General features: G+C 66.7%; 14 protein-coding genes. 11 read left to right on the top strand and 3 right to left on the bottom strand.

Translation table 11 applies throughout. The features are described from left to right. The first annotated feature begins 4 nt into the window (after positions 1-4). From HD883_RS11935 to HD883_RS11945, 3 genes are all read left to right on the top strand, one after another. Positions 5-421, top strand: coding sequence for a DOPA 4,5-dioxygenase family protein (locus HD883_RS11935; protein ID WP_257022152.1), 417 nt, complete (start codon positions 5-7; stop codon positions 419-421). Positions 422-556: 135 nt separating this feature from the next. After that, complete coding sequence (locus tag HD883_RS11940) at positions 557-1,558, top strand: Bug family tripartite tricarboxylate transporter substrate binding protein (RefSeq protein WP_179585260.1); 1,002 nt, start codon at positions 557-559, stop codon at positions 1,556-1,558. A 2-nt stretch (positions 1,559-1,560) separates the two neighbouring features. Next, positions 1,561-2,703 carry an NAD/NADP octopine/nopaline dehydrogenase family protein gene (locus HD883_RS11945; RefSeq protein ID WP_179585258.1) on the top strand — a complete coding sequence of 381 codons (1,143 nt, stop codon included), beginning with the start codon at positions 1,561-1,563 and terminating at the stop codon, positions 2,701-2,703. On the opposite strand, the gene HD883_RS11950 is transcribed toward HD883_RS11945, so the two are convergent. Then, positions 2,693-3,631 (bottom strand): LysR family transcriptional regulator, encoded by a 939-nt coding sequence (locus HD883_RS11950; protein ID WP_179585256.1) that lies wholly within the window; start codon positions 3,629-3,631, stop codon positions 2,693-2,695. The genes HD883_RS11945 and HD883_RS11950 overlap by 11 nt on opposite strands. Before the next feature lie 41 nt (positions 3,632-3,672). Here HD883_RS11950 and HD883_RS11955 point away from each other — a divergent pair, with 41 nt between their 5' ends. The 8 genes from HD883_RS11955 to HD883_RS11990 all read left to right on the top strand — a co-directional run bounded on the left by HD883_RS11955 (position 3,673) and on the right by HD883_RS11990 (position 14,945). Further along, positions 3,673-4,677 carry an asparaginase gene (locus HD883_RS11955; protein ID WP_257022153.1) on the top strand — a complete coding sequence of 335 codons (1,005 nt, stop codon included), beginning with the start codon at positions 3,673-3,675 and terminating at the stop codon, positions 4,675-4,677. A 146-nt stretch (positions 4,678-4,823) separates the two neighbouring features. Beyond that, a complete protein-coding gene (locus HD883_RS11960; protein ID WP_179585252.1) occupies positions 4,824-5,810 on the top strand; it encodes a tripartite tricarboxylate transporter substrate binding protein in 987 nt (328 codons plus the stop codon). A gap of 1 nt (position 5,811) precedes the next feature. After that, entirely contained in the window at positions 5,812-6,903 is a 1,092-nt protein-coding gene (locus tag HD883_RS11965) for a mandelate racemase/muconate lactonizing enzyme family protein (protein ID WP_179585250.1), read from the top strand. A gap of 113 nt (positions 6,904-7,016) precedes the next feature. Then, positions 7,017-8,495: an efflux transporter outer membrane subunit gene (locus HD883_RS11970; protein ID WP_179585248.1), complete on the top strand. Its 1,479-nt coding sequence runs from the start codon at positions 7,017-7,019 to the stop codon at positions 8,493-8,495. A 16-nt stretch (positions 8,496-8,511) separates the two neighbouring features. Beyond that, entirely contained in the window at positions 8,512-9,708 is a 1,197-nt protein-coding gene (locus tag HD883_RS11975; protein WP_179585246.1) for an efflux RND transporter periplasmic adaptor subunit, read from the top strand. Further along, positions 9,705-12,863: an efflux RND transporter permease subunit gene (locus HD883_RS11980; RefSeq protein ID WP_179585244.1), complete on the top strand. Its 3,159-nt coding sequence runs from the start codon at positions 9,705-9,707 to the stop codon at positions 12,861-12,863. The genes HD883_RS11975 and HD883_RS11980 overlap by 4 nt, the downstream gene beginning before the upstream one ends. A gap of 10 nt (positions 12,864-12,873) precedes the next feature. Then, on the top strand, positions 12,874-13,572 hold the full coding sequence (locus HD883_RS11985) for a heavy metal response regulator transcription factor (protein ID WP_179585242.1): 699 nt from the start codon (positions 12,874-12,876) through the stop codon (positions 13,570-13,572). Further along, complete coding sequence (locus HD883_RS11990) at positions 13,569-14,945, top strand: heavy metal sensor histidine kinase (protein WP_179585240.1); 1,377 nt, start codon at positions 13,569-13,571, stop codon at positions 14,943-14,945. The genes HD883_RS11985 and HD883_RS11990 overlap by 4 nt, the downstream gene beginning before the upstream one ends. A gap of 113 nt (positions 14,946-15,058) precedes the next feature. Here HD883_RS11990 and HD883_RS11995 read toward each other — a convergent pair whose 3' ends face one another. Both HD883_RS11995 and HD883_RS12000 read right to left on the bottom strand, forming a co-directional pair. Continuing rightward, a complete protein-coding gene (locus tag HD883_RS11995) occupies positions 15,059-16,090 on the bottom strand; it encodes a uroporphyrinogen decarboxylase family protein (protein ID WP_179585238.1) in 1,032 nt (343 codons plus the stop codon). A 309-nt stretch (positions 16,091-16,399) separates the two neighbouring features. Next, a complete protein-coding gene (locus HD883_RS12000; RefSeq protein WP_179585236.1) occupies positions 16,400-17,443 on the bottom strand; it encodes a tripartite tricarboxylate transporter substrate binding protein in 1,044 nt (347 codons plus the stop codon). Between the last annotated feature and the right edge of the window lie 47 nt (positions 17,444-17,490).

Genomic DNA, 17,490 nt, shown 5'->3' on the forward strand with positions numbered 1-17,490 from the left:
CGGTATGATCGGTCGACCTGTCACGCCTGCGCCTGCCGCCTTTCGCCCCATGCCTGAATTGCCTGATCCCGCGGCCATCCGCGAATACCACGCCCATATCTATTACGACCCGGCCGCGACCCGGGACGCCGCGGCGCGCTTGCGCGACGCCATGGCCGAGCGCTTCGAGGTGCGCCTGGGCCGCTGGCACGACGTGCCGGTGGGCCCGCATACGGCGGCGATGTATCAGGCGCTGTTTGCACCCGCATTGTTCGCGACCTTCGTGCCGTGGCTGATGCTGAACCGGGACGGGCTCGATATCCTGGTACATCCGGACACCGGCTGGCCGCGGCGGGACCATCTGTCGCATGGCATCTGGCTGGGACAGACGCGGGCGATCAAAGGTGAACGCTTGCCGGAACGGGACGGCGGGATGGCGTGACCTGGCCTGCTGCAGGCTGCCATGGCGTTGCCCTGCCTTAACCGCCGGTTAACGCACGTTGACCATTCATCGCTCGTGCGTCAACCGCCGCTGTCCCTACACTGATCCGGTCTCTTTCCCTTCCGGATCCGTGCCATGAATCCCCTGCATCGCCGCCGTCTGCTCGCTGTCCTGTCCTCGGCCGCGATTGCGCCAGCCCTGTTCAGCGGGTCTGCCCACGCGCAGAACGCCACCGCTGGCTACCCCGCCCGCCCGATCAAGGTCGTCGTGGCCTGGTCGCCCGGCGGCGCCACCGACCTGCTGGCCCGCACGGTCGCGATCGAACTGGGCAAGCAACTCGGCCAACAAGTTGTCGTCGACAATCGTCCGGGCGCCAATGGCACCATCGGCCATGCGCAGGTGGCCAATGCCCCGGCCGACGGCTACACGCTCGTCCTCGCCACCAACAGCACCTACGCCATCGCCCAGCACCTGTACAAAAGCCTGCCGTACCAGCAGGAGCGGGACCTTGCACCCATCGCCCTGCTGGCCGCCAGCCCGCTGATCCTGGCCGTGCGTCCGGGGCTGGACGTGCGCAGCGTCCAGGACCTGCTGGATCTGGCCCGCAAAGCGCCAGGCAAGCTCAACATCGCATCGGGCGGCAACGGGTCGACCAGCCACCTGGCCGCCGAACTGTTCATGTCGTTGACAGGCACAACCTTCACGCATGTGCCGTATAAGGGCGGTGGCCCGGCCACCCAGGCCGTGGCTGCGAATGAAGTCGACGCCGCTTTCCTGGACCTGGGCGTGGCCGTACCGTTCGCAACGTCGGGCCGGCTGCGCGCGATCGGCGTGACGGGCAACGCCCGTTCGGCGCAGCTGCCGGATGTGCCCACGGTCAGCCAGTCCGGCGTACCGGCCTTTGAGTCGACCACCACGTTTGCGATGTTTGCGCCCGCCGCCACGCCCAAGCCCGTGATCGACCGGCTTGCCGCCGCGGTGACTGCATCAATGAACCAGCCCGATCTGCGCGACAAACTTCAGCGCCAGGGCGTCGAGATCGTCAACGCCGGCCCGGAAGCGCTGGCAAAGTCGGTCACGACCGAAAGCACCAAGTGGGGCGCGATCATCCGCGACCGTCACATCTCGCTGGATTGATCATGACGTTGTCTGTTTCCGCCGCGGCCCGTGCGCCGCGTGTGACCGTGGTGGGCGCCGGGCCGATCGGCTGCGCCACCGCAGCCGCCCTGGCCACCCGCGGCCATCACGTCGCCATGTGGTCGCCCACTGGCCGGCGGCTGAGCCTGGACGCGCCAGCGCCCGGCAATGACTCACCGTCCCCGGCCGCCACTGCCCGCTTTGCCTGCACCGGCGCGCTGGATACGAACATTCGTGTCGACTGGCTGACCGACGTGCGCCAGGTATCCCATGCGGATGTGGTCATCGTGTGCCTGCCGGGCAACGCCTATGCCGACGTGCTGGCCACGCTGGCGCCGCACTGGCGCACCGGGCAGCAGGTGCATGTCAGCGGCGCCTTGTCGCTGGTGTCTTTGTGGATGGCCGAGGAGGCCGCGCGCCGCGGCGTGTCGCTGCAAGTCGCGGCCTGGGGCACGACGCTGACCACCGCCTACTTCCGGCCCGATGGCGTGCTGCACCTGAACCGGTGGCGCGACCGCATCGACCTGGCATGCACCGGCGCAGGCCGTGCCGACGACGCGCTCGCCACCTGCGAACACCTGTTCGGCAAACGGTTCGTGGCATCGGACAGCCTGCTGGCGCCGACACTGGCCAACATCAACCCGATCGCCCACGCGGCGGAAGTGATCCCGAATCTGTCGAGGATGGAACGCGGCGAAACGTGGCCGCTGTTCGGCTGCTTCAACCGCGCGGTGGCGCGGCTGGCGGACAGGCTTGACGCCGAACGGCTGGCGGTGGCGCTGGCCTTCGGCCTGTCCTTGCCGACCCTGCAGCAGCACTATCAAAAGTCGTACGACGTGCCTTTCGGCCCGTTGGAAGACATGGCGCAGGCCATTCACGAGCGCGGGATGGGGCCGAATGGCCCGGCCAGCCTGTCCCATCGCTATGTCATTGAAGATGCGCCGTTCGGCCTGGCGTTTCAGGAAGCGCTTGGGCGGCTGGCCAATGTGCCCACACCGACATTGAGCAGTGCACTGACGATCTTCGATGCGGTGTATGCCACCGACTGGCGGCAGCGCAATTTTCTGCCGGATGCGTTGGGGCTGGCGGCCGACACCCCTGCGTCCTTGCAGGCGCGGTGCCGGCAGGATGCGCCTACGCCATGATTTTCTGGGCCGCCGCGCGGAACGCCGCCACCGCGCCGTGATGCGCCGCGCTGAACCGGTACACCAGTGCAATGGGCACCGGCGCGGGTGCCGTCTCCAGCGGGACTTCGACCAGGGTGCCGCGCGCCAGCCGGTCGGCACAGGCGCAACGTGCGAGCAAGGTCAGCCCCAACGACCGTTCGGCCAGTTCCAGATTGGTGATCGCATTGGTGGACTCGATGGCGGGGGCAATGGGCGGCAGGCCCTGCTGCAACAACAGCTGTTCGACCATCATGCGCGCGTGGGTGGGCCGGGGGGGCAGGATCCAGGCTTCTGTGCGCAGGTCCGCCCACGGCATCGGTTCGCGCCGCCGCGCCAGCGGATGGCCGGGGGCACAGACGGCGATCCACGGTTCGCTGCCGACTTGTTCGATCACGAAGCCATCCGGCTTGAGCGCCCCCAGCTCCGACGGCGTGTTCATGGTGATGAGGACATCGATGTCGCCGGCTTCGAGCTTGCGGCAGATATCGACCAGCCGGCCTTCAGTGATGCGCACCGGCGGCGGGTGGCCCTCGGCCTGCAGGTGTTGCAGGATCGCCGGCACCCAGGTCCACGCCAGAAAGGGCGGGCCGCCGATTTTCAGGGTCGGGTTCGCGCCACTGCGGTTTTCGCGCAACGCATCGGCCAGCTGTCCGACTTCGGACAGCAACAGGCGAGCGCGCGCAATCACAAGCTCTCCGGCCGATGTGGCGACCACACCGCGCGGCAAACGGTGGAACAGCGCCACCCCGAACAGCGACTCAATTTCGCGCAACCCCTTGCTGACCGCCGCCGTGCTCAGGCACAGTGCAAGTCCTGCCGCGCGCATCGTTCCCGCATCTGCCAGTGTACTGACGAGTTCGAGCTGACGCATGCGAAGCGATGCCATCAGGCGCTGCGTGTCATTCATTTCCCTGTTCCCTGCCCGTTCCCTCGATGAGTCCAACCATCATGACACACCGCTTGCCACGGATTGCCCTGCTCGCCACCGGCGGCACGATCGCAGGCCTGGCCGATGACGCCAGCGACCTGATCGGCTACCGCGCCGCGCAACTGGGCATTGCCGATCTGCTGGCGCGCATGCCGGCGCTCGATGGCCTGGCCACCCTGGTCCCCGAAGACATTGCCGCGATCGACAGCAAGGATGCCACGCCCGCGTTCTGGCAGGCGGTCGGGCAACGGGTGCAGGCCGCCGTGGACGATCCGGACATCGATGCGGTCGTCCTGACGCACGGCACCGATACCCTGGAAGAGACTGCCTGGTATCTGCAACTCACCCTGCGGACGCGCAAGCCCGTGGTGCTGACCGGGGCCATGCGGCCGGCCAGCGCCGCCCTGCCCGATGGGCCGCAGAATCTGGCCGACGCCGTGCGGGTCGCGGCTGACCCGCGCGCGGCGGGCCGGGGTGTGCTGGTGGTGATGAACGCCCGCATCCTGGCCGCGCGCCGCGTGGCCAAACAGCATACGACGTCGATCGATGCCTTCGGCCTGCGCGACGACGCCGTCGGCGCGGTGTATGACGGCGCGACCCGCTGGCGGGATCCGGTGCCGGCACGCATACCGGCGCCGCCCTTCTCGGTCCAGACGCCGCTGGCCCCGGTCGACATCGTGGTCGGGTATGCCGGCTGTTCGACCGCACCGATCGACGCGCTGGTGGCCGAGGGCGTCGCCGGACTGGTGTGGGCCGGCACGGGCAACGGCGCGGTGCCCACCGCCGTGGCGAGCCGTCTGCGGGCTGCGGTCGATGCCGGCGTGGTGGTCGTGCGAGCCAGCCGCAGCGGCCGGGGCGCGGTCACGCGCTGCGCGCCGGACGATGACCAGCCCTTCCTCCATTCGGGGGATCTGGACCCGGGCAAAAGCCGCGTGCTGCTGATGCTCGCGCTGGGCGCCGGCGAGCCGGCGGCCGCGCTGCAGGGCCACTTTGACGCCCTGGCCTCACCCCGGGTAACGCCCTAGCCGCGGCGCCTGGCAAATAGTTGATTTCCGCAACTTCCTGGTGGTATCGTTGGCCGACCTCGTAGTTGACATCGACAACGATATATAAAAACGGAGGCACATCGCCGGCAGGCCCGGCGGGTGACCATCCGACCACGGAGACAACCATGCGCGCCATCCGAACGCTCACGACCGCGGTGCTCGCCGCGACCCTGGCCGTCCCTGCCCTTGCCTGGGCCCAAGCCGCCGCGTCAGCCGACGGCTATCCGAAAAAAGCCATCCACATCGTGGTCCCGTACACCGCGGGCGCCATCAATGATGTGCTTGCGCGGCGCGTCGGCGCCAAGCTGTCGGAAGCGCTCAAGCAACCCGTCATCGTGGAAAACCGGCCGGGCGGCGGCACGGCGATCGGTACCGAATACGTGGCGCGCGCCGCGCCCGACGGCTACACCCTGCTCCAGATTGCGGCGTCGCATTCGGTCAATCCGAGCCTGGTGCCCGACCTGCCCTACGACTCGATCAAGGACTTCAGCTTCATCACGCTGGCGGCGACGTCGCCGTATGTGCTGATCGTGGCGCCGGCTCTGCCGGTCAAGACGGTGGCCGACCTGGTGGCGATGGCCAAGGCCAAGCCCGGCGCACTGTCGTTCTCATCAACCGGCAATGGCGGCACCGCGCACATGATGGGCGAATTGCTGAACAGCCTGGGCGGCGTCAAGACGCTGCATATTCCGTACAAGGGCGGCGCGCAGGCCACGACCGACCTCGTCAGCAACCAGGTGCAGTTCTCGTTTAGCACCTATACCGGCGCGCAGTCCTTCATCAAAGCCAACCGCGTTCGCGCGATCGCCACCACCGGCGCCAAACGCATGTCGGCGCTGCCGGACCTGCCCACCATCGGCGAAACCCTGCCCGGCTATGACGCTGCCGGATGGTGGGGCTACGCCGCGCCCGCCGGCACCCCACCGGCGATCATTGCCAGGCTCAACCAGGAACTGGTCAGGATCCTGCAGGCGCCGGAAATGAAAGAGACCTTCAGCGCCGAAGGCGTGGAAATGCTGGGCACCACGCCAGACGCCTTCAAGCAGCACATCCAGCGCGAAATGGGCGTGTGGGGCAAGCTGGTCAAAGACGCCAACATCACGGTCAACTAGCATGCGGATTGCCCGATGGTCGCTGTTCCACTACCGCCTGCCCTATCAGCAGGAAATCGTCTGGGCCAACGCCATCGAATCCGAAGGCTGCTACAGCCTGCTGCGTATCGAGTCCGATGATGGCTTTGTCGGACTCGCCGAAGGCACGGTCAAGGCGACCTGGTCGGGTGTCTCGTTCCGGTCGCTCACGGCCGTGCTCGACGACCTGCTCATGCCCGCGTTGGGCACCATCGATGTGAACGACGTTGCCGCGGTCACGGCCGCCCTGGCGCCGATTCCCGAAAACCGGATGGCCAAAGGCATGGTCGAAACCGCCTGCGCCATGTTGCGCGCGTCATCGGCCGGGCAGCCCTTGTGGCGGCACCTGGGCGGCACGGCCAGCGTGGACGTGACCTGGACCGTCACCCGGCAATCCCCGGGCGCCATGGCGCGCGAAGCCGCCGACCGCGTGCAGTCGCTGGGCCTGCGCGCGCTCAAGGTCAAGGGCGGCCAGGGCATGGACGTGGACCGCGAGGCCATCCGCCGCATCCGCGCGGCGGTGGGCGACGCCATCGTGCTCAATGTCGATGCCAACAGCGCGTACCGCCCGACCGAGGCTGCGTCCTATGTGCGCATGCTGGAAGACGAAAGCGTCGCCATTGCCGAAGATCCCTGTCCGCACGAAGCCGACGGCCACTTCCAGGCACTGCAGCACAGTGTCGGGATTCCCATCCTGGTGGACCGGGCCTGCACCACGGCCACCGATGCCCGCCTGTTCCTGGAACGCGGCGCCCGCGCGCTCAGCACCAAGCCGGGCCGCATCGGCATGGCGGAAGCGGGTGTCATCGGTGCGCTGGCGCAGGCGCGGGGCGCGCGCGTCGCCGTGGGCATTTATGCCGAAAGCGCGCTGGGCACGCTGATCAATCTGCAGCAGGCCGCGGCGGTTCCCGACGCGTTGCGGTTGATGCCGGCCGAGCAGACCTTCTTCCTGACCCTGACCCGCCAGGTAACGGCGCTGCCGCTGACCGTGGCGCGCGGGCGTATCGTGCTGCCCGACGCCGCATCGCCCGACGACTACGTCGACTGGGACCAGATCCGGGCCAACGCCGCCTGAACGTCTTGCGTCGCGGCCCCGCCTGTAACTGACATTCCTGTCAGTTTGCCGACAGCGTGCCGTCGGGCCGGGGCTTCTACAGTGGGCTACCGACTCCGGAACCCGCCGCAGCCATGCCCCCCTTTCGTTTGCCAACCGTCCGTTCGCAGATCGTCTGCGCCGCCCTGCTCGCCGCGACCGCGGCGCTGGCAGCCTGCACGACGGGGCCTGACTATGTCCGCCCCGCCCTCGACGTCCCCGCCGCCTACCGGGAAGACGGCCCGTGGAAACTGGCCGAGCCCGGCGTCATCGACAGCAATCGCATGTGGTGGCAGGTCTATGGCGACCCGACGCTGAATGACCTCATCGCCCAGGCCAACCTGGCCAACCAGACAGTGCAGCGGGCCGAAGCCGTCTACCGTCAGACGCAGGCGGCGCTGGCCGCGGCCGGCGCAGCGCAGCTTCCGGTGGTTGGGGCCACCGCCGGCGCGGGCCGCGGGCGCACCAACAACAATGGCACCCGGCTGACGGATACGTTCAGCGCCGGGCTGACCGCCAGCTGGGAAGTGGACCTGTGGGGCAGCATCCGCAGGTCGATCGAAGCCAGCCAGGCGTTGACCCAGAGCAGTGGCGACGATCTGGCCGCCGCCCGGCTCAGCATCCAGGCCACGCTTGCACAGAACTACTTCCAGTTGCGCGTGAACGACCGGCTGCGCGACCTGTACGCCCGCACGCTGGCCGCCTACGAACGCTCGGCCCAGCTGGCCCAGGCGCAGTATTCGGCCGGGACCGCGCTGCGTTCGGACGTCGCCCTGGCCGAAACCCAATTGCGTACGGCGCAAGCGCTAGCCATCGACCTGGAAGCGCAGCGCAACCTGTATGAGCATGCCATTGCCATGCTGATGGGACGCGCGCCGGCGCAGTTCAGCCTGGCCCCGGTGCCGGCCGATGCGCCGCTGCCCTTCACCTTGCCCGCGATCCCTACCGGTCTGCCGTCCGACCTGCTGGAACGCCGGCCGGACATTGCCAGCGCCGAACGCCTGGCCGCAGCCGCCAATGCCAACATCGGCGTGGCGCGCGCGGCCTACTACCCCCGCCTGACCCTGAGCGCCAGCGGCGGTTACGCCGGGCCGGTGTTTGGCGACCTGCTCACCACGCCCACCCGCGTGTGGTCGCTCGGCGCGGCCCTGGCGCAGACCCTGTTCGATGGGGGCCTGCGCAAGGCGCGGGATGCGCAGGCCGTGGCCGCCTTCGATGCGGCCGCTGCCCAGTACCGGCAGGTCACCCTGGCCGGTTTCCAGGAAGTGGAAGACAACCTGTCGACCCTGCGGGTGCTCGATCGCGAGATCGCCGTGCAGGATCAGGCCGTGCGCGCCGCGCAATTGGCCGAACAACTTGCGCTGACGCAATACCGCGCGGGCACCACCACCTACCTGTCGGTCGTGACCGCGCAGACCCTGCTGTTGACCAACCAGCGCACCGCCGCCCAGCTGCTGGCGCGGCAACTGGTGGCCAGCGTCACGCTGATCCGCGCCACCGGCGGCGGCTGGTCAGCCGCCGATACCGCGCCGCTGGCGGTGTCTTCCACCGATTCCCCTTCCCTTGCCAAGTAGCCCTGTGAGCCACGCCATGTCCCAGTCCCCTTTCCGTCGCCATGCACTCTGGTGGGCCACGGGCGCCCTCTTGTCGGCCGGCGGCGCCGTGGCCGTGGCGGCCCTGGTGACGCTGCCCGCCCCCGCTGCCGTGGCCGCGGAAGGCGCGCCGGGGCCGCAGGGGCAGAACCCGCCCGTGCGTGTCACCACGGTGCAGGCGCGCCAGCAGGACGTCCCGGTCTACCTGGCCGGCAACGGCCTGGTGACCCCGAACGCCACGGTGGCGGTCAAGTCACGCATCGACGGGCAACTGGTCAAGATCGGGTTCGTGGAAGGACAGGAGGTCAAGGAAGGCCAGGTGCTGGCGGAGCTGGATTCGCGCACGCTGGAAGCCCAGCTGGCGCAGGTCAAGGCAACCAAGGCCCGCGACCAGGCGCAGCTGGCGAATGCAAAACGCGACCTGCAACGCTACACCCAGCTGGCGCAGCAGGACGCCGCCACCCAGCAGCAGGTCGACAATTCGACTGCGCTGGTGGAACAACTGAGCGCCGCCGTGCAGGCCGACGATGCCGCGATCCAGCTGGCCACCGTGCAGCTCAGCTTTACTCGCATCACCGCGCCGATCAGCGGCCGCATCGGCGCGCGACTGGTTGACGTTGGCAACATTGTGCGCGCGACCGACACCACCGGCCTGGTGGTCATCAACCGGATCGACCCGATCTCGGTCGTGTTCACCTTGCCCGAAGAAGCCGTGCAGGAAATCAATCGCGCGCAACGCGGCACCAGGCAGGCATTGCCTGTGCACGCCTTTGCGCGCAACGGCGGCGACAAGGAACTGAGCACCGGATCGTTGATCCTGGTGAACAACCAGATCGATACCGCGACCGGCACCGTGCAGCTGAAAGGCAGCTTTCCGAACGCATCGCATGTGCTCTGGCCCGGCCAGTACGTGAACGTGCGCCTGACCCTGGGCGCGCGCCAGCAGGCCATCACGATTCCCTCCCCCGCCGTGCAGCGCGGCCAGGACGGCACCTATGTGTGGGCCGTGGATGAAGGCAACAAGGCGACACGCCAGGCCATCCATGTCGCGCAGATGCAGGAAGGCATGGCCGTGGTGGACCAGGGTCTGCAGGCCGGACAGCGCGTGGTGGTCGATGGCCAGTACAAGCTGCGTCCGGGATCGACCGTGATCGAACCGCCCGCCAACGCCGGCAATCGCGGAGCCGCGAAATGAGCATCTCCGCCAATTTCATCAAACGGCCCATCGGCACGTCGCTGCTGGCCATCGCCATCCTGCTGGTCGGCATCGCCACGTGGCCCCTGTTGCCCGTGGCCCCTTTGCCGCAGGTGGATTTTCCGACCATCCAGGTCACGGCCAACCTGCCGGGCGCAAGTCCGGAGACCATGGCGTCCAATGTTGCGCAGCCGCTGGAACGGCAGTTTTCGCTGATCGCGGGCCTGGCCCAGATGACGTCCAACAGCGCGACCGGCAACACGCAGATCACCCTGCAGTTCGACCTGAACCGCAGCATCGACGCGGCCGCGCTGGATGTGCAGGCGGCCATCAACGCGTCCACCGGCCAGTTGCCGGCCAACCTGCCCAGCCCGCCCACGTTCCGCAAGGTGAACCCGGCCGATGCGCCCATGCTGGTGCTGGCCGTGCAGTCCGACGTGCTGCCCATGATCCAGGTCAACGATTACGCCGACAACATCCTGGCGCAGCAGATCTCGCAGATCTCCGGCGTGGGCCTTGTCAACATCGGCGGGCAGCAAAAGCCGGCGGTGCGCATCCAGATCGACCCGTCCAAGATCGCCACGCTGGGCATCAGCCTGGAAGACATCCGCGGCGTGATCGCGACCACCTCCGTCAATCAGCCCAAGGGCACCATCGACGGTCCGAACCAGGCCTTCACCACCTACACCAATGACCAGCTGTTGAGCGCCGCACCGTGGAACGACATGGTGCTGTCCTACAAGAACGGCGCGCCGATCCGGGTGAGGGACATCGGCGTCGCGGTGGACGCGGCCGAAAACGCCAAGATCGCCGGCTGGACCTATGCCGGCAAGGCCGCGCCCGCCGGCAACACGCTGCTCAATGGCCGGTCCATCGTGCTGACCATTACCAAGCAGCCCGGGGCCAACGTGATCGACACCGTGGACCGGATCAAGGCGGCCCTGCCCCGCCTGCAGGCGTCGATTCCGCCCACGGTCCAGGTCAACACCATCGTCGACCGCACGCAGACCATTCGCGCGTCGGTGTTCGAAGTCGAGATGACGCTGATCCTGACCATCGCGCTGGTCGTCATGATCATCTTCATGTTCCTGCGCAACGTCGCCGCCACCATCATCCCGTGCCTGACCGTGCCGCTTGCCATCATGGGCACGGCCGCGGTCATGTATGTGGTGGGCTACAGCCTGGACAACCTGTCGTTGATGGCGCTGACGATTGCGGTCGGCTTCGTGGTGGACGACGCCATCGTCATGCTTGAAAACATCTATCGGCACATCGAAGACGGCATGTCGCCGATGGAAGCGGCCTACAAAGGCGCCGGTGAAATCGGCTTCACCATTGTGTCCATCTCGGTGTCGCTGGTGGCGGTGTTCATTCCGCTGCTGCTGATGGGCGGGATCGTGGGCCGGCTGCTGCGCGAATTTGCCGTCACGGTCACGATCACGGTGGCCGTGTCGGTGGTCATTTCGTTGACACTGACACCCATGCTCTGCTCGCGCTACCTGCGCAACACCCACGGCGACCGGCACGGCAAGCTGTACTACCTGTTCGAACGCGGCTTCGACCGCCTGCTCAATGGCTACAAGCGGGGCCTGCATGTCGTGCTGCGCCACCAGTTCCTGACGCTGATGGGCTTTCTGGTGACGGTGGCCGCCACCGTGGCGCTGTTCATCATCATCCCGAAGGGCTTTTTCCCGCAGCAGGATACGGGCTTCATTTTCGGCTTTGCCGAGTCGGCGCAAGACTCGTCATCCGCCGCCATGAACCGGCGCATGCTGAAACTGGCGGACGTCATCCGCGAAGACCCCGACGTCGCCAGCTTCGGCATGAACAGCAGCGCATCGACCTACAACACGGGCAACTTCCAGATCGGCCTGCGTCCCAAGGCCGATGGCCGCACCGCCAGCGCCGACGAGGTCATTCGCCGCCTGCGGCCGCAACTGGCGCGGGTCGAAGGCGTCAACCTGTTCCTGCAGGCCAGCCAGGACATCAACGTGGGCGGGCGGCTGTCGCGCACGCAATACCAGTACACCTTGACCGATTCGAATCTGGAAGAGCTGAACGAGTGGGCGCCGCGCATGCTGGCCAAGCTGCGCCAGCTGCCGGAACTGGCGGACACCGTGTCCGACCAGCAGAACGCCGCGGCCACCGCCACCGTCACCATTGACCGCGCCCGTGCGTCCAGCTTCGGCATCTCGCCCGCGGTCATCGACGCCACGATCTACGACGCGATCGGCCAGCGGCAGGTGGCGCAGTTCTTTACGCAGATCAACAGCTACCGCGTGATCCTGGAAGTCACGCCGGCACTCCAGCAGGACCCATCCCTGTTCAACAAGCTGTACCTGAATTCACCGGTCACGGGTCAGCAGGTGCCGCTGTCGTCGTTCGTGACGGTGGATACGACCAAGACCGGCTACCTGGCGATCAGCCATCAAAGCCAGTTCCCGGCGGTGACGATCTCGTTCAACCTGGCGCCGGGCGTGTCGCTGGGCCAGGCCACCCAGGCGATCCAGAAAGCGCAGGCCGAGATGGGTGCGCCGCAGACCCTGACCGGCGCCTTCCAGGGCACCGCCAAGGCCTTTGGCGATTCCCTGTCGTCGCAGCCCTACCTGATCGCGGCCGCGCTGATCGCCGTCTACATCGTGCTGGGCCTGCTGTACGAAAGCTACATCCACCCGCTGACCATCCTGTCGACGCTGCCGTCGGCGGGCGTGGGGGCCCTGCTGATCCTGATGGCCGGCGGCTACGACCTGAGCGTGATCGCCCTGATTGGGATTATCCTGCTGATCGGCATCGTCAAAAAAAACGGGATCATGATGATCGACTTTGCCCTGAACGCGGAACGCCAGCACGGCATGACGCCCGAACAGGCGATCTACCAGGCCTGCGTGCTGCGCTTTCGGCCCATCATGATGACAACGATGTGCGCCCTGCTCAGCGGCCTGCCGCTGATGCTGGGACACGGCGCCGGATCGGAACTGCGGCAGCCGCTGGGATATGCGATGGTGGGCGGACTGGTGCTGTCGCAGGCCCTGACCCTGTTCACGACTCCGGTGGTGTATCTGTACCTGGACCGCGCGCACTTCTGGTACATGCGCCGGAAAGAAGCGCGGGGCGCACGCAAGGCGGCGCGCCGCGGTGGTCCGGCCCCGGCATAAGAGCCTTGCAATGAAACTTCTGATCGTCGAAGACGAAATCAAGACTGCCGATTACCTCCGCAAGGGGCTGACCGAGCAGGGCTGCGCGGTGGACCTGGCGCACAACGGCATCGACGGGCAACACCTGGCGCTGCAGCAGGACTACGACGTGATCGTGCTCGATGTCATGCTGCCGGGGCTCGACGGCTTTTCGGTGCTGCGATCCTTGCGCACCATCAAGCAGACACCGGTCATCATGCTGACCGCGCGCGACCGCATCGAAGACCGGGTGAAGGGCCTGCACGACGGCGCCGACGATTACCTGGTCAAGCCCTTTTCCTTTCTGGAACTGCTGGCGCGGCTGCAGGCCCTGACCCGGCGTGGGCGCGCGCAGGAACCGGTGCAGCTGCGCGTTGGCAATCTGCGCGTGGACCTGATCAGCCGCAAGGCGTATCGGGACGCGACCCGTATCGACCTGACGGCCAAGGAATTCTCGTTGCTGGCGGTGCTGGCGCGGCGCAAGGGCGAGATCATTTCCAAGACGGCGATTGCCGAACTGGTGTGGGACATGAACTTCGACAGCAACGTGAACGTGGTCGAAGTCGCCATCAAGCGCCTGCGCGCCAAGGTCGATGCGGGACACAGCCCCAAGCTGCTGCACACGATACGCGGCATGGGTTATGTGCTGGAAGTGCGCGACAACGCAGCGGCCGACGGATCGGTGGAATGAGGCGGTCGATCACCACGCGGCTGGTCGTGATGTTCGCGGTCGCCGCGCTGGTCACGCTGACCCTGATCGGCACAGCGCTGTACGGCGTGCTGCGCAGCGAACTGGCGCGGCACCAGCAGGAAGAACTGCGCACCATGATGCAGGACCTGAGCTACTGGCTCGCGCGCCTGGGCTCGCCATCGCGGTGGTCGCGCTTCCAGGCGCGGCTCGATGCGCAGACGCCGGCCAATGGCAGCGTGCGGTTCTGGGTGCTGAGCGACGATCCACGCTTTCAATACGGTACCGGCATTGCCGAACTGGAACTGCCCAGCAACAAGGCGGACGGGCTGGAGACCATCCACATTCCCAATCGACGTTACCCGCTGCACACCATCACGCGCACGATCCCTGGCTTCGATGAACGCCCGCCGATCCGCATGATCATCGCGATCGATGCCGAGTCCTACTACAACACCTTGCACACCTTCCTGATCGCGGTCGTTGCCCTGACCTTGAGCGCGGTGCTGCTGGTCGTGCTGCTTGGATATTGGGTGGCGCGGGTCGGCTTGCGGCCGCTGCAGCGGCTGTCGGAAGAAGCCCAGGCATTGCGGCCCAGCGCCCTGTCGCAGCGCTTGCAGGTCGCCACCTTGCCCGCCGAATTGTCGGACCTGGCCGTGGCGTTCAACGGCGCGCTGAGCCGGCTCGAAGGCGCCTACAAACAGCTGGAAGCGTTCAATGCCGACGTGGCCCACGAACTGCGCACGCCGCTGACCAACCTGATCGGCGAGACCCAGGTCGCGCTGTCGCGCCCGCGCACCGCGCCGCAATTCGAAGAGGTGCTGCAATCCAATCTGGAAGAACTGGATCGCCTGCGCGCCATTATCAACGACATGCTGTTCCTGGCGCGCGCCGATGAAGGCGAAGCGGCCACCGGGCTGGTGGTCGAACCGATCGTGTGCGAAGTGCAGAAGACGGTCGACTTCTTTGAATTCCTGCTGGACGACATGCAGATGACGGCAGCGATCGACGGTGATGCGGACTTGCGCGCGCCGATCGATACCGCCCTGTTCCGGCGCGCCATGACCAACCTGCTGCATAACGCGATCCAGCATTCGGCGCGCGGCGCGCACATCGACATTTCGGTCAGCCGGTCGGATCGGTGGGTGCGCATTGCGGTGCGCAATCCCGGCGAGACCGTCGACGCACACCACCTGCCACGCCTGTTCGACCGCTTCTATCGGGTCGATGCCGCGCGCAACGATACCGGGCAGAGCCACGGGCACGGCTTGGGATTGGCCATCGTCAAGGCCGTGGCCACCATGCACGGCGGCCAGGTATTCGCAGAAAGCGCCGATGGCGTGACCACCATCGGCTTCATGGTGCAGGCGGCTTAAAAGTCCGCCATTGCCGTAGGGTAACGGATCCCACCAGGACACCGCGGATCTGGCTTTGCCAGTCCGCTGGTGTCGCCCCTGGGGGAGGCGCGCAGCGCCTAGGGGGGGCTAGATCATGCCGACAATTCTTCGCGGACGATGCGCGTGCCGTCGACCATGGCCTTCATCTTGCCGAATGCCACTTCCCGCGGCAGGTACTTCAGACCGCAATCCGGCGCGATGATCACGCGTTCCGGCGACACATGCGGCAAGGCGCGGCGGATGCGCGCCGCAACCACTTCCGGCGTTTCGACTTCATTGGTCGACAAGTCCAGCACACCCAGAATGATCGTCTTGTTCTCCAGCTTTTCCAGCACCGAACAATCCAGCGACGACTGCGCGGTCTCGATCGAAATCTGATTCGCGCAGCATGCTGACAGTTCCGGCAGGAACGAATAGCCGGCGGGCCGCTCATGAATCACATGCGCATAGCCGAAGCAGATGTGCACGGCCGTCTGACCTTCCACCCCTTCCAGCGCGCGGTTCAGCGTCTTGACGCCATACTCGCGCGCCTTCTCCGGCCGCGCCTGCATGTAAGGCTCGTCGATCTGCACGATGTCGGCGCCCGCGGCAAACATGTCCTTGATTTCCAGGTTGACCGCAGCGGCGTAGTCGTACGCCATTTCTTCGTCGGTCTCGTAGAAATCGTTTTGCGCCTGCTGCGCCATGGTGAACGGACCCGGCACCGTGATCTTGATCTTGCGATCGGTGTGGGCGCGCAGGAACTCTACGTCGCGCACCTGGACCGAATGGCGGCGGCTGATCTTGCCGACCACACGCGGCACCGGATTCGGATGGCCGCTGCGATCGAGCGCCGTGCCGGGATTGTCGATGTCCACGCCGTCCAGCGCGGTGGCGAAACGATTCGAATAGCTTTCGCGGCGCATTTCACCGTCGGTGATGATGTCGAGGCCGGCACGTTCCTGCTCGCGGATCGCGTGAATGGTCGCGTCGTCCTGCGCCTGTTCAAGGAATTCCGGCGCCACGCGCCACAGTTCAAGCGCCCGCACGCGCGGCGGAAAACGGCCCGCCAGCTTTTGGCGATCGATCAGCCAGTCGGGCTGCGCATAGGAGCCCACGAGGGAAGTTGGGAGCAGTATCGTCATCGGGAATCCTGTCTGATTTGACGTGGGGCCCGGCAAGACGACAGCCCGCGCGGACCGTGGGGAGCGGCGGCGGGAGCCCGCGGCCGGCTGGCTATTCTTGCATAAAATTGAGCGCAATCAAACTTGAGCTTGTTTCAATGAAACATGAGAAAAACTCAAGTTGGACAAGGCCGCAAGTTGCCCTTGCCGGGGCTGCGTGGAACCTGCGTCAGGCCACGCAGCAGCAGCCTCGTCGGGTGCGCGCAGGGGGCTCGGATGGACCCAGCGTCATCGCTGCACGTCACTCCAACAACGAGCCCCGGACAGCGATCAATCCGCCTGGATATTCAGCTTCCGGATCAGCGCCGCCCACTTGGTGGTTTCGCTATCCATGAACTTGCTGAAGTCCGCTGGCGGCTGATAGGCCACCGTCGCGCTTTCGCTTTCCAGCTTCTTGATGGTGTCCGGGCGCGCCAGGATCTCGCCCATTGTCCTGGTCAGGGTGTTGATCACCTCAGGCGGCGTACCGGCCGGCGCAAGCAGGCCCCACCAGTTGTCCGGCTCGAAACCTTTCAGGCCCGACTCGGCGGCCGTCGGTACATCCGGCAGCACAGCCTGCCGGTTGGCGCCGCTGACGGCCAGCGCGCGCAGCCGGTCGCCCTTGATGTGCGGCAAAGCCTGCAGCACCGTGCCCACCGACACCTGCGCGTGACCGGCCGACACGTCCGCCAAGGCAGCGCCCGCGCCCTTGTACGGCACATGCGTCATCTGGATGCCGGCCTGGTTGGCGAACATCTCGCTCACCAGATGCTGCGAACTGCCGATGCCCGATGACACATAGTTCAGCTTGCCCGGATTAGCCTTGGCATACGCAATCAACTCCGGCAGCGTCTTGGTCGGCAGTCCGGGGAACACACTGATCACCTGCGATGCCGTCGCGATCCGGCCAATGGGCGTGAAGTCCTGCGCGGGCCGATAGGGCAGCTTTTTATACAGCGTCGAATTGGCCGTGTGCGGCGTCGAAATCAGCAGCAGCGTGTAGCCGTCCGCAGGCGCCTTGGCCACCAGGTCGGTGCCTATGGTGCCGCCCGCCCCGCCCCGGTTGTCCACCACAAACGTCTGGCCCAGCTTCTTGCCCAGTTCGTCGGAAATGAAGCGCCCCACGATGTCGTTGCTGCCACCCGGCGCGAAAGGAATGACGACGCGCACGGGGCGGTTCGGGTAGGACTGGGCATACGCGGTGGACGTTGCCATCGCCGCCGCCGTCAGCGACAGCGCCAGCAAGGCGGCGCCGAACAAGCGAGTCCGCGGCAAGGCAACCTGGGCGCGCGCAGCGGCAGGCACGCCGGCAAGGCGGGTGGGACGAGTGGACATGCGGTCTCCAATGGGTGTTCTTGGTGGCGCATGTCGATCCATGCGCC

The sequence above is a fragment of the Pigmentiphaga litoralis genome, assembly GCF_013408655.1.
Taxonomy (GTDB): Bacteria; Pseudomonadota; Gammaproteobacteria; order Burkholderiales; family Burkholderiaceae_B; genus Pigmentiphaga; species Pigmentiphaga litoralis_A.

What these genes read in the sequence shown, in the direction of transcription:
- HD883_RS11965 (WP_179585250.1), top strand. Translation starts at nt 5,812, where the DNA reads ATGCGGATTGCCCGATGGTCGCTGTTCCACTACCGCCTGCCCTATCAG.
- HD883_RS12000 (WP_179585236.1), bottom strand. Translation starts at nt 17,443, where the DNA reads ATGTCCACTCGTCCCACCCGCCTTGCCGGCGTGCCTGCCGCTGCGCGC.
- HD883_RS11980 (WP_179585244.1), top strand. Translation starts at nt 9,705, where the DNA reads ATGAGCATCTCCGCCAATTTCATCAAACGGCCCATCGGCACGTCGCTG.
- HD883_RS11940 (WP_179585260.1), top strand. Translation starts at nt 557, where the DNA reads ATGAATCCCCTGCATCGCCGCCGTCTGCTCGCTGTCCTGTCCTCGGCC.
- HD883_RS11990 (WP_179585240.1), top strand. Translation starts at nt 13,569, where the DNA reads ATGAGGCGGTCGATCACCACGCGGCTGGTCGTGATGTTCGCGGTCGCC.
- HD883_RS11935 (WP_257022152.1), top strand. Translation starts at nt 5, where the DNA reads ATGATCGGTCGACCTGTCACGCCTGCGCCTGCCGCCTTTCGCCCCATG.
- HD883_RS11975 (WP_179585246.1), top strand. Translation starts at nt 8,512, where the DNA reads ATGTCCCAGTCCCCTTTCCGTCGCCATGCACTCTGGTGGGCCACGGGC.
- HD883_RS11945 (WP_179585258.1), top strand. Translation starts at nt 1,561, where the DNA reads ATGACGTTGTCTGTTTCCGCCGCGGCCCGTGCGCCGCGTGTGACCGTG.
- HD883_RS11955 (WP_257022153.1), top strand. Translation starts at nt 3,673, where the DNA reads ATGACACACCGCTTGCCACGGATTGCCCTGCTCGCCACCGGCGGCACG.
- HD883_RS11995 (WP_179585238.1), bottom strand. Translation starts at nt 16,090, where the DNA reads ATGACGATACTGCTCCCAACTTCCCTCGTGGGCTCCTATGCGCAGCCC.
- HD883_RS11960 (WP_179585252.1), top strand. Translation starts at nt 4,824, where the DNA reads ATGCGCGCCATCCGAACGCTCACGACCGCGGTGCTCGCCGCGACCCTG.
- HD883_RS11985 (WP_179585242.1), top strand. Translation starts at nt 12,874, where the DNA reads ATGAAACTTCTGATCGTCGAAGACGAAATCAAGACTGCCGATTACCTC.
- HD883_RS11950 (WP_179585256.1), bottom strand. Translation starts at nt 3,631, where the DNA reads ATGAATGACACGCAGCGCCTGATGGCATCGCTTCGCATGCGTCAGCTC.
- HD883_RS11970 (WP_179585248.1), top strand. Translation starts at nt 7,017, where the DNA reads ATGCCCCCCTTTCGTTTGCCAACCGTCCGTTCGCAGATCGTCTGCGCC.